Origin of the sequence: Mycobacterium sp. 1245805.9, assembly GCF_001672915.1 — a bacterium.
GTDB lineage: Bacteria > Actinomycetota > Actinomycetes > Mycobacteriales > Mycobacteriaceae > Mycobacterium.
Window position 1 is genome coordinate 1 of record NZ_LZKR01000046.1, and the last position, 11319, is coordinate 11319.

An 11319-nucleotide genomic window follows, 5' to 3' on the forward strand; every position below is an offset into this window, starting at 1 on the left:
AGCCGGTGCCCGCCGGCCCCGGCGCACTGGGGGTCGATGCGTGTTACGGCCATCCGAACGCGGTCCGGCTCACCCGCGTGGAGTTCGAGCTGCCGCCGGGCGCGCGGCTGGCCATCACGGGCGCGAGCGGTTCGGGCAAGACGACGCTGCTGATGACCCTTGCCGGGCTGCTGCCCCCGCTGGACGGGCGGGTGGCGCTGGACGGCACCGACATCGGCCGCTTCGACGAAGACCAATTGCACCGGGCGGTAAGCTTTTTCGCCGAGGACGCGCACGTCTTCGCCACCACCGTCCGGGACGACCTGCTGGTCGCCCGCGGCAACTGCGGCGACGAGGAGCTGACGGCCGCGCTGGAGGCGGTCGGCCTCGGTGGTTGGCTCGCCGGGTTGCCCGACGGCCTGTCCACGGTATTAACCGGTGGCGTGCAGGCACTTTCGGCGGGCCAGCGCCGACGGCTGCTGTTGGCCCGCGCCGTGGTCTCACCCGCACGGATCGTGCTGCTCGACGAACCCACCGAGCACCTCGACGCGACCGACGCCGAACCGATCCTCCGCGACCTGCTGGGCTCGAACGGCCTCATGCCCGCCGACCGGACCGTCGTGGTGGCAACCCACCACTTGCCCAACGGGATTGGCTGTCGCGAGCTGTCGCTCACAGAGACGCGGCGAGCCTCCACAGTGCCTCGCGGTCAACCGACTCGGACTGGTCCAACGCGCTGATCACCACGTCCGTCGCTCCCGCGTCCAGGTAGCGGCGCAACTGCTTGACGACCGACTCCTCGGGCCCGACCGCGGCGAGCTCGGTGACGCTGTCGACGCCTTCGCGGGCGATCACCTTCCGATACGACGGGATGGTCTGGTAGAAGCCGAGCTGTTCGGCGGCAACGGAGCGCGCGGCGTCCGCGTCGTCGGACAACACCACGGGCACCGCGACGATGATGCGCGGGGCGGGGCGGCCGGCCTCGGCGGCCGCCCCGGTGATCGCCGGTGCGATGAATTCCTCGATCGTGCGTGGCCCGGCCAGATACGGCAGCGTCCCATCGGCGAGCTCGCCTGTCACGCGCAACGCCTGCGGGCCCATCGCGGCCACGTATACGGGCACGGGCGTGCCGCCGGGAACATGCACTGGCCATTGCGGGCCGGCGCTCAGCTCGCTGCCGTGCACATCGACGCTGCCGGTGTCGAAGACGGAGCGCAGGATCGTCAGATGCTCACGCAGCCGCTGAATCGTGTTCGACCAATCCGTGCCGAACGTCTGGCGTTCTATCGCACGGGCACCCAATCCGAGGCCGAGGCTGAAGTTGCCGTGCGAGGCGGCCTGCGCCGTCTGCGCCAGTGAGGCGACGATGAGCGGGTGGCGCGGGTTGATCGGCACCACCGACGTTCCTACCCCGAGCCCGGGCACGGTGGCCCCGATCAACCCCGCCAACGTGATCGCGTCGTAGTCGGCCCGCTGCGCGAGCCATACCTGGCCGACGCCGAGTTCGTATGCGCGCCTTGCCTGTCCAATTACGTCGTCGACGAGGTTTTGTGCGTTCGGGCGCGCATTGAGGATGATTCCGGTGGTCATGCCGCTACCAACGCGCGGAGACGGTGCGGGGATTCCCGTCGCTCAGAGGTGCCGCCGGCGCGGCGTGAACTCCAGCGTCAACAGCACGAACACCAGCTGGACCAGCTGGGTCATCGAGATCACCGCGTACCGCCGGGCGTCCATCGCGTGGAACTTGCGCACGTAGCGGTACAGCGACTCGAGCGCGATCAGCGGGTCGAGCACGTGGATCAACCGGTAGAACACCCGCTGCGCCCGGCCGCGGTCCTTGTCCTCGAAGATCTCCGGGAACGCCGCGAAGGACAGCGATACCCGTTGCGCGCCCGCCTCTTTCGCAGCCTTGATCATGTCGACGCTCAGCCGTTCGTCGATGCCGTTCGGCGCCCCGCGGCGACGCCACGGCACGTCGAGGCTGATGTCGCTGCCGCCGCCGGCCGTCGCGTACCGATGGAAGCCCTGCACCCGCCCCGATGAGTCGCGGGCGATGATCAGCTGTACCCCGGGAAACCGGCCCTCGAGCACGCCGTCGAGATTCATGTAGAAGCCGCGATCGGTGTGCGCCCCGCTGGGAGACGCCCGCACCACGTCGGTCAGCTCCGCGAGCAGCTTATCGTCGAGCTCCTGCTCGGCCACGATCTCGGTGGTGAGACCGCAGTTGTGGGTGCGCTGCACGGCCTGCCGCAGGTTGCGGAACTTGCGTCCGACCATCTCGAAGCTCGCCACGTCGACGACGACGTCGCGGCCGATCGGTATGGCGCGCAGCGATTGGCCGATGACCGCCGGGTCCTTCCACAGCCCGAGCCGGCGTTCGCTGCAACCCACCACCGCGATCCGCCAGCCGTGGGCGTGGCACATGGCGGCGAAGTCGGCAACCAACTCGGGGAATTTCTCTTCGTTGCCGACGGGGTCCCCGCCGACCGCGGCGTATCCCAGCCGGGTTCGATACGCCAGCGCGGCGGTGCCGTCCGCGGTGAAGTGGTAGCACTTGCCCGTCTGCATGGCGAAGGGCGCCAGTGGGTCGTCGGCGCTGGCACTGATCAGCGCCCAAATGCGGGGCAAGTCCTCGGGCCGCGGGTGCGCCGTCGTCGGCCACATCAGCGCCACCCCGGAACCGACGATCAGCAGATCCCCGAGCAGGTCGAAGGACAGCACGTGCGCGCCCAGCCCCGCCACCACGAAAAGCGCTGCGGCGACGGCGTGCATGGCCGTCACCGGCCGGCCCAGGAAGATGCCGCGCGCGATGAACGCCACCGCGCCCAGGACCGTCAGCGACCAACCCAGCCGGTCGGAATAGTGCCAATACGGCTGTTCGTGGTGGCGGGCCAATATGACGATCAGCCAGCCCGCCGCGCAGAGCAGGGCCAACGCCCCGATCCAGCGGGCCGCCCGTGAATCGACGTGGACGACAACGCGTTCCCGCGCGCGCGGCTTGGCCGCGACGTCGACCGGTCCGTCCACTGTCACCTCCCGATGCGAAAGTCCAGCTCGGCGGCTTGTTTCCGCCCCTCGCACCGAATACCCGGCTGATTGGAACTTACGCCCGATCGCGGCCCAGGTGGGCACAAATCAGGCGGTTTTCCTGCGGGTATGCCGTACTGTGACCTGTTTATCGTGCGGAGCCCGGGAAATATAACAGCACGCCTTCTTGCGCCACCGTGGCGACGACCTGCCCGGAGCGGTCGAAGAAATGGCCGGTGCCGAGCCCGCGCGAATCCGCGGCCACCGGCGAGGATGTCGAGTACAACACCCAGTTGTTGAAATCGACCTGCCGGTGAAACCACACCGAATGGTTGGCCGACGCGGCGAAGATGCGGTCGAAGCCCCAGGACAGCCCGTGCGTGGTGATGGCCGAGTCCAGCACCGTGGTGTCCGACGAGAACAACAGCGTCGCGGTGTGCAGCACCGGGTCGTCGGGCAAGGAACCCAGCGCTTTCATCCAGACCCTGTTGTGCGGCAGCCGCTCGCCCTTGTCACGCATGACCCAGGAGGGGTCGTTGGTGAAACGCCATTCGATCGGCTGCAGGGCCTTGACGAAGTGCGGGACGATCTTTTCGTAGCCACGCAGCAGCTCGGCGAGCGACGGCTGCGCGTGGGGCGACGCCACCTGTGGTGCGTCAACCGAGTGCTCGAGGCCGGGGCCGCCCGACATGTACGAGATCAGCGCGGTGGACAACAGAATCCCGTCCTGCACGGCGTCGACGCGGCGGTTGGCGAAGCGCCGCTCGTCGCGCAGCCGCGTCACGTGGAATTCGATGTCCTTCGTGATGTCGCCGCCGTTGATGAAGTGCACCGAGAGCGCGCTAGGGGGCAGGTCGTCCTGGGCCAGCGTGCGGCTGCTGGCGACGAATGACTGCGCCATGAGCTGGCCGCCGAACGTGCGCATCGGGTTCTTGCTGGGATGGGAGCCGACGAACTGGTTTTCGGAGATGCAGTTCAGATCGAGTAGGGCTAGCAGTTCCTCGAAATCGTTGCCAGCCGGCACGGGCACTCCTCAGCTCCTTAGACGTCGTCCTCCCCGATCCGGTGCACATGGATCAGGTTGGTCGAGCCTACTGTGCCCGGCGGCGCGCCCGCGACGATGACCACCAGGTCGCCGCGCTTGTAGCGACCGAGCTCGAGCAGCGACTTGTCGACCTGGCGGATCATGCCGTCGGTCGACGTCATCATCGGGACGATGAACGTCTCGGTGCCCCAGGTCAGGGCGAGCTGGCTGCGCACCTCGGGCCACGCGGTGAAGGCGAGCAGCGGCAGCGGGGTGTGCAGGCGCGCCAACCGCTTCACCGTGTCGCCGGACTGGGTGAACGCCACCAACGCCTTGGCGTCCAGGCGCTCGCCGATGTCGCGCGCCGCGTAGGAGATCACTCCCCGCTTGGTGCGCGGCACGTGCGCCAGCGGCGGGGCGGCGGTGGAATTGTCCTCGACCGCGCAGATGATGCGCGCCATGGTGCGCACCGCCGCCAGCGGATACTTCCCCACCGACGTCTCCCCGGACAACATCACCGCGTCGGCCCCGTCGAGCACGGCGTTGGCGACGTCGGACGCCTCGGCGCGGGTGGGGCGCGAACTTTCGATCATCGAGTCCAGCATCTGGGTCGCCACGATGACGGGTTTGGCGTTCTCCCGGGCCATTTGGATGGCCCGCTTCTGCACCAGCGGAACCTCTTCCAGCGGCAGCTCGACGCCCAGGTCGCCGCGCGCCACCATGATGGCGTCGAACGCGAGCACGACCGCTTCCAGGTTGTCGACGGCCTCGGGCTTCTCCAGCTTGGCGATCACCGGTACCCGCCGCCCGACCCGGTCCATCACCTCGTGCACCAGCTCGACGTCGGACGGCGAACGCACGAACGACAGCGCGACCAGGTCGACGCCCAGGTTCAGCGCGAAGGTCAGATCCTCGATGTCCTTGTCGGACAGAGCGGGAGCTGACACGTTCATGCCGGGCAGCGACATGCCCTTGTTGTTGCTGACCGGACCGCCCTCGACGACGGTGCAGACGACGTCGTCGCCGTCGATGGCATCGACCACTAGACCGACGTTGCCGTCGTCGACCAGCACCCGGTCACCGACGACCGCGTCCTTGGCCAGCCTCTTGTAGGTGGTCGATACCCGGTCGTGCGTGCCTTCGCAGTCCGCGACGGTGATGCGCACCGTTTCCCCGTCGGCCCAGAACGTGGACCCGGTGGCGAAGCGCCCCAGCCGGATCTTCGGGCCCTGCAAGTCGGCGAGCACACCCACCGCGCGACCGGTGGTGTCGGAGGCCGCCCGCACGCGGTCGTAGGCGGCCTTGTGGTCGGCGTAATCGCCGTGGCTGAAGTTCATTCGGGCGACGTCCATTCCGGCCTCCACCAGCGCCAGAATCAGCTCGTCAGAGTTGGTTGCCGGGCCAAGGGTGCAGACGATCTTCCCGCGTCGACTCACGGCGAACCAGCATAGTCGTGCGGGGCGATCGCAGCCCGAGTTAACCGGCCCGACGGATTGCGGCTACCCACTGAGGACGGTCGGGACCAACGGGAAACCCGGAAGGTTGCGCAGCACCGTCCAGGCGGTGGCCGCGACCACGACGGTCACCACGGCCGGGATGGGCAGGACCGTCCGGCCGTTGCGGCGGCGAAGCAGGATCCATCCGGCCAGCATCGGGAGGCCGACCAACAGAAAGACGTTGTCGTTGATGGTGGCCATCAGGTCACCGTGCAGCAGGTCGTGCGTCATCCGCAGGCCACCGCACAGGGGGCAGTTCCAGCCGGTGAGCAACTTGAACGGGCACAGCGGATACACCGAATTCACGTTGTGCGGGTCGACCAGGCCGACGTAACCGAGCGCGCCGGCCAGCAACGCCCCGGTGCCCGCCGCGACGGCGGTGCGATGACGGTGCGTGGTGTGCCGGGTCTCCGGCGCACCCGGAGCAGGATCAGGTGCCATCGCGCAGCGGGCGCCCATACGAGTCGGGGACGTTGCCGGTCAACATCAGGATCGCGTCGACGATCGGCCAGATCAGCCCGATCCCACAGGTAAGCCAGCCCACGAGCAGCTGCGCGACGCCGATCCCGATGTCACCGATGTAGAAGCGGCCGATCCCGCCGATGCCGAGCAGGCTGAGCAGCTGCAGCAGGCCCGCAACGGTTTTCGATTTGTCCGAAAACGGTTGCTCGGTCACGGGATGCCGGCCAAAGGGCGCGGAAGGGTCGTAGTAAGGGCCGGCGGCGGGATACTGCGGGTACGGCGGCGGATACCCGGGCTGATATCCCGGCTGCTGCGGCGGCGGGCCCGACGGTGTGGCGTCGTTCCACGGCTGGTCAGTCACGTTTTCAGCATGCCAGATCCGGCGCCCGCCCGCCGAGGAGTTTTGGCCGTCAGCCGCGGCGTCGGGTCCTCAGCCGGAAGCTCAGTCGACGCCTGGTTGAAGCGGTGTCATCGGCGGGGGTTTCTTCGGCGTCCGTCTCGGACTCGGCCTCCGGCTCGGCGGCTGCTGCAGCGGGCTCATCCGGCTCCGCCGATTCCGAATCATCTTGCGGCTCTTCGGCTTCGGGCTCGTCCGTATCGGATTCCTCGGCCTCGGGTTCCGCGGATTCACTTTCGACGGCGTCCGGTTCGAGCTCTTCGGCCTCGGGCTCGGAGACTTCGGCGTCCGCAGCCTCAGTCGCGACGGCCTCGTCCACCGCTGCCTCGGGCTCCGCGGATTCACTTTCGACGGCCTCCGCCACGGCGGCCTCCGCGTCGACGACCTCGGCCTCGTCGGACTCTTCGGCCTCTGCCTCTTCGGGCTCGGCGGTTTCCGTCTCCGCCTCTTCGGTCTCGTCCGCTTCGGGCTCTTCGGTCTCAGGCTCTTCAGTTTCGGCTGCTTCGGCTTCGGCTTCCTCAGCCTCTTCGGCCTCTGCCTCTTCGGGCTCGGCGGTTTCCGCCTCTGCCTCTTCGGCCTCGTCCGCTTCGGGCTCTTCGGTCCCAGGCTCTTGAGTTTCGGCTGCTTCGGCTTCGGCTTCCTCAGCCTCTTCGGCCTCTGCCTCGGCTTCGGCTTCCTCCGGTTCCGCGCCTTCGGGCTCCTCAACTTCCGGCTCCGCGACCTCGGCCTCCGCGGTTTCGGCCCGTTCCTCTTCGGCCTCTTGCGCTCCGGCTTCGGCGACCTCTTCCTCAGCGGTTTCGGCTTCTTCAGGCTCCGCGGCTTCGACCTCGACGGTCGCCGGCTCTTCGACGGCCGGCTCGGCGGCTTCCGCCGTCACGGTCTCGGCCTCTTCGGCTTCGGCGGTCTGGGCGGCTTCCGCCTCGTCGGCCTCCACCGGGCCCGACCGCCTGCGCGGTATCAGCCTTTTCGTCGCCTTCCCCGCCGCCAAGACCGCGGCGACTCCGGCCGCTGGCAATACCCGCAAGCCGGTGATCGGCTCGAGTTCTGGCTCGCCTTCCGGCTCGCGCTCAGGCTTAGGTGCGGGTTTCGGCGCCTCCTCGGCACCGTGTTCGGTGCCGTGCAGGGTCACGGGGTCCTCGCGGCCCTTGGGCGCCAGCATGATGTACACGACGGCGCCGATGAACACGAAAGTCGCTGTGAAGACGTTGATCCGGATCCCGGCGATCTGCGTGGCCGTGTCGTTGCGCAGCAGCTCGACGCCGAAGCGCCCGACGCAGTAGGCGGCGACGTAGAGCGCGAAGAGCCGGCCGTGGCCGAAGTTGAACCGCCGGTCGATGTAGATCAAAGCGACGAAAACCAGCAGGTTCCAGATCAATTCGTACAGGAACGTCGGTTGCACGACGAGCGCGACCTGACCCGTCGAGACGCCGTCGAGCGAATGCGGGTCGACGTATCCGGAGGGGTCACGACGGTAGAAGATCTCCAAACCCCATGGCAGCGTGGTGTCCCGGCCGTAGAGCTCTTGGTTGAAGTAGTTCCCCAGCCGGCCGATCGCCTGCGCCAAAATGATTCCCGGCGCTATCGCGTCGCCGAAGGCGGGCAACGGAATTCCATGACGCCGGCAGCCGATCCATGCGCCGACGGCGCCGAGCGCCACCGCGCCCCAGATGCCCAGGCCGCCGTCCCAGATGCGAAGCGCCGCCATGGACCCGGCGCCGCCCGGGCCCCAATAGGTCCGCCAGTCGGTGGCCAGGTGATAGAGCCGGCCGCCCACCAAGCCGAACGGCACGGCCCACAGCGCGATGTCGTAGATCACGCCGCGCTGCCCGCCGCGTGCCTCCCAGCGCCGGTCGCCGATCATCAGCGCCGCCACGATGCCCGCGATGATGAACAGGGCGTAGGCGCGAATGGGCAACGGCCCCAGGTGCCACACGCCCTGCGGCGGGCTGGGGATATAGGCGAGCAGGTGCGTCACGAGGCAGCCACCCGCAGCCGCACACCGGCGGCCAGTTCCCCGGTCAGCGCGCGCAACGCGGGCAATCCGCCGTCGCCCAGCGCCGACACCAACGCGGACCCGACGATCACCCCGTCGGCGTAGCTTCCGATCTGAGCGGCCTGCGCCCGGGAGCGCACCCCGAGGCCGACGCCGACGGGAATGTCGGACACCTCCTTGACCCGGCGCACCAATTCGGGCGCGGCCTGCGATACCGCGTCGCGCGCGCCCGTCACCCCCATCGTCGAGGCGGCGTAAACGAATCCCCGCGACGCCTCGACGGTGGTGACCAACCGCTGCGGCGTCGAGGACGGCGCCACCAGGAAGATGCGATCCAGCCCGTGGTGGTCCGACGCCGCCAGCCACTGGCCGGCTTCGTCCGGGATGAGGTCGGGCGTGATCAGGCCGTGCCCGCCCGCTGCGGCCAGGTCGCGCGCGAACGCGTCAACGCCGTAGTGCAGCACGGGGTTCCAGTACGTCATCACCACCGCGCGCCCGCCGGCCGCGCTGATCGCCTCGACGGCGGCCAGCGTGTCCCGGACCCGCACTCCGGCGTGCAGCGCGGCCTCGGTCGCCCGGGCGATGGTGGGGCCGTCCATGCCCGGATCCGAATACGGAACGCCGACTTCGATGATGTCGCAACCGGATTCGACGAGGGCGGTCATCGCTTGCACCGACGTGGGCACGTCGGGATAACCGGTGGGCAGGTAACCGATCAGCGCCGCGCGATTGTCCTTGCGGCAGGCATCGAAAGTTGGCCCCAGCCGGCTTGCTTGGCTCTGCTCGACGGTCACTTGTCGCCGGACCCCAACAGGCCGAACCACTTCGCGGCCGTCTCGACGTCCTTGTCGCCGCGCCCCGACAGGTTCACGACGATGACCGCACCCTTGCCCAGCTCGGCGCCGAGCTTGACGGCGCCCGCCACCGCGTGCGCGGATTCGATGGCGGGGATGATGCCCTCGGTGCGGCACAGCAGCCCGAACGCATCCATCGCCTCGGCGTCGGTGATGGGCCGATATTCGGCGCGGCCGGTTTCCCGCAGCCACGCGTGTTCGGGGCCCACCCCCGGGTAGTCCAGACCGGCTGAGATGGAATGGGATTCGATGGTCTGGCCGTCCTCGTCCTGCAGCAGGTAGGAGTACGACCCCTGGAAGGCCCCCGGGGAACCGCCGGTGAACGTCGCCGCGTGCCGGCCGGTCTCGACGCCGTCGCCGGCCGCCTCGAACCCGAGCAGCCGCACGCCGGGATCGTCGATGAACGCGTGGAAGATCCCGATGGCGTTGGATCCCCCACCGATGCACGCGGTGACCGCGTCGGGCAGCCGGCCGGCCTGCGCCTGGATCTGGGCGCGGGCCTCCAGGCCGATGACGCGCTGGAAGTCGCGCACCATGGTCGGGAACGGGTGTGGGCCCGCCGCGGTGCCGAAGCAGTAGTAGGTGTTGTCGGCGTTTGTGACCCAGTCCCGGAACGCCTCGTTGATGGCGTCCTTCAGCGTCTGTGAGCCGCTGTCGACCGAGACAACCTCGGTGCCCAGCAGCCGCATCCGCGCCACGTTGAGCGCCTGGCGCGCGGTGTCGACGGCGCCCATGTAGACCACGCAATCCAGTCCGAGCAACGCGCACGCGGTGGCCGTGGCCACGCCGTGCTGACCGGCCCCGGTCTCGGCGATCACCCGGGTCTTGCCCATCCTCTTGGCCAGCAGGGCCTGGCCCAGCACATTGTTGATCTTGTGAGAACCGGTGTGGTTCAAGTCTTCTCGCTTGAGGAAGATCCGCGCCGAGCCGGCGTGCTCGGACAGCCGGGTGGCCTCGTACAGCGGTGACGGCCGGCCCGCATAGTTGGCCTGCAGGTCGTCGAGGGTGTCCAGGAAGTCGGGGTTGACGCGTTCCTTCTCGTAGGCGGCGGTGACTTCCTCGATCACCGCCATCAGCGCCTCGGCCACATACCGGCCGCCGTACACGCCGAAATGACCACCCGGGTCGGGGTCGTGGCGGGTGGGTTCGGCGATGGCCGCACTCGAAAGCGGAAGCTCCGGGCGGGACAGTTCTACCATCACCAATTCTCGACGCGGGGACGGCTCATCGGCGTCCTAGCGAGACGGTTTCGGGCAGGACGGGTGGGTGCCGGCGGTGACCAGATCGGCGACCGCCGCGCGGGGGTCGCCGCTTTTGACCAGACCTTCACCGACCAGCACGGCGGCGGCGCCGGCGCCGGCGTAGGCCAGCAGGTCTGCGGTGCCGCGGACGCCGGATTCGGCGATCCTGATCACCTTGCTCGGCAGCCCCGGAGCGATGCGCGCGAAGCAGTCCCGGTCCACGTTCAGCGTCGTGAGATCGCGCGCGTTGACGCCGATCACGTTGGCCCCCGCCTTCAGTGCCCGGTCGGCCTCTTCCTCGGTGTGCACCTCGACGAGCGCGGTCATGCCGAGCGATTCGGTGCGGTCGAGCATCGACACCAGCGCCGACTGCTCCAGCGCGGCGACGATGAGCAACAGCATGTCGGCGCCGTGCGCACGGGCCTCGTGGATCTGGTAGGGCTGCACCACAAAGTCTTTGCGCAGGACGGGAATTGAGACCGCGGCGCGCACCGCGTCGAGGTCGTCGAGCGAGCCGTTGAAGCGCCGCTCCTCGGTCAGGACGCTAATGATGCGGGCGCCACCGTCTTCGTAGGCCCGGGCCAGCTTGGCCGGATCGGCAATGGGCGCTAGTGAACCCGCCGACGGGCTGGCGCGCTTGACCTCGGCGATGACGCCGATACCGGGTTCGCGCAACGCTGCCATGACATCCAAGGGCGGGGGTGCCGCTGCGGCGGCCGCTTTGATCTCGCTCAGGCTGACAACGGCTTCGCGCGCGGCAACGTCGGCTCGGACTCCCTCGAGGATGGAGTCAAGCACGGATGCCGGACTCATGCCTGTCGTTCCCTTCCCACTGCCATCCCACTG

At 68.8% G+C, this 11319-nt stretch carries 11 protein-coding genes; 1 reads left to right on the top strand and 10 read right to left on the bottom strand.

What is annotated here, in order from left to right; genetic code table 11:
- Positions 1 to 719: ATP-binding cassette domain-containing protein (locus A9X00_RS07290; protein WP_156771974.1), on the top strand; the 719-nt coding region annotated here is incomplete at its 5' end.
- On the opposite strand, the gene A9X00_RS07295 is transcribed toward A9X00_RS07290, so the two are convergent.
- The 10 genes from A9X00_RS07295 to trpC form a co-directional block, all read right to left on the bottom strand.
- Positions 652 to 1569, bottom strand: coding sequence for an LLM class F420-dependent oxidoreductase (locus A9X00_RS07295; protein ID WP_067151155.1), 918 nt, complete (start codon positions 1567 to 1569; stop codon positions 652 to 654). The genes A9X00_RS07290 and A9X00_RS07295 overlap by 68 nt on opposite strands.
- Before the next feature lie 42 nt (positions 1570 to 1611).
- The gene (locus A9X00_RS07300) at positions 1612 to 3006 is read right to left on the bottom strand and encodes a bifunctional lysylphosphatidylglycerol flippase/synthetase MprF (RefSeq protein ID WP_067151158.1); all 1395 of its coding nucleotides are present in this window, start codon (positions 3004 to 3006) and stop codon (positions 1612 to 1614) included.
- 148 nt (positions 3007 to 3154) lie between these two features.
- Positions 3155 to 4036, bottom strand: a complete 882-nt coding sequence (locus A9X00_RS07305; protein ID WP_156771975.1) for an acyl-CoA thioesterase II — start codon at positions 4034 to 4036, stop codon at positions 3155 to 3157.
- An 11-nt stretch (positions 4037 to 4047) separates the two neighbouring features.
- Positions 4048 to 5466 (bottom strand): pyruvate kinase, encoded by a 1419-nt coding sequence (pyk, locus tag A9X00_RS07310; protein WP_067151161.1) that lies wholly within the window; start codon positions 5464 to 5466, stop codon positions 4048 to 4050.
- A gap of 63 nt (positions 5467 to 5529) precedes the next feature.
- The gene (locus tag A9X00_RS07315; protein WP_082974834.1) at positions 5530 to 5967 is read right to left on the bottom strand and encodes a DUF2752 domain-containing protein; all 438 of its coding nucleotides are present in this window, start codon (positions 5965 to 5967) and stop codon (positions 5530 to 5532) included.
- Positions 5957 to 6349: a TM2 domain-containing protein gene (locus A9X00_RS07320; RefSeq protein WP_067151164.1), complete on the bottom strand. Its 393-nt coding sequence runs from the start codon at positions 6347 to 6349 to the stop codon at positions 5957 to 5959. The genes A9X00_RS07315 and A9X00_RS07320 overlap by 11 nt, the downstream gene beginning before the upstream one ends.
- A 49-nt stretch (positions 6350 to 6398) precedes the next feature.
- The gene (lgt, locus tag A9X00_RS07325; RefSeq protein ID WP_232006706.1) at positions 6399 to 8360 is read right to left on the bottom strand and encodes a prolipoprotein diacylglyceryl transferase; all 1962 of its coding nucleotides are present in this window, start codon (positions 8358 to 8360) and stop codon (positions 6399 to 6401) included.
- Positions 8357 to 9172, bottom strand: coding sequence for a tryptophan synthase subunit alpha (gene trpA, locus A9X00_RS07330; protein ID WP_067151181.1), 816 nt, complete (start codon positions 9170 to 9172; stop codon positions 8357 to 8359). Before trpA ends, lgt begins: the two co-directional genes overlap by 4 nt.
- The gene (gene trpB / locus A9X00_RS07335) at positions 9169 to 10431 is read right to left on the bottom strand and encodes a tryptophan synthase subunit beta (protein WP_067151184.1); all 1263 of its coding nucleotides are present in this window, start codon (positions 10429 to 10431) and stop codon (positions 9169 to 9171) included. The genes trpA and trpB overlap by 4 nt, the downstream gene beginning before the upstream one ends.
- A 36-nt stretch (positions 10432 to 10467) precedes the next feature.
- On the bottom strand, positions 10468 to 11286 hold the full coding sequence (trpC, locus tag A9X00_RS07340) for an indole-3-glycerol phosphate synthase TrpC (protein ID WP_067151187.1): 819 nt from the start codon (positions 11284 to 11286) through the stop codon (positions 10468 to 10470).
- Between the last annotated feature and the right edge of the window lie 33 nt (positions 11287 to 11319).

Bases quoted from the DNA above. Each gene is read 5' to 3' on its own strand.
- A9X00_RS07315 (WP_082974834.1), bottom strand. From the start codon at position 5,967: ATGGCACCTGATCCTGCTCCGGGTGCGCCGGAGACCCGGCACACCACG.
- trpB (WP_067151184.1), bottom strand. From the start codon at position 10,431: ATGGTAGAACTGTCCCGCCCGGAGCTTCCGCTTTCGAGTGCGGCCATC.
- trpC (WP_067151187.1), bottom strand. From the start codon at position 11,286: ATGAGTCCGGCATCCGTGCTTGACTCCATCCTCGAGGGAGTCCGAGCC.
- A9X00_RS07295 (WP_067151155.1), bottom strand. From the start codon at position 1,569: ATGACCACCGGAATCATCCTCAATGCGCGCCCGAACGCACAAAACCTC.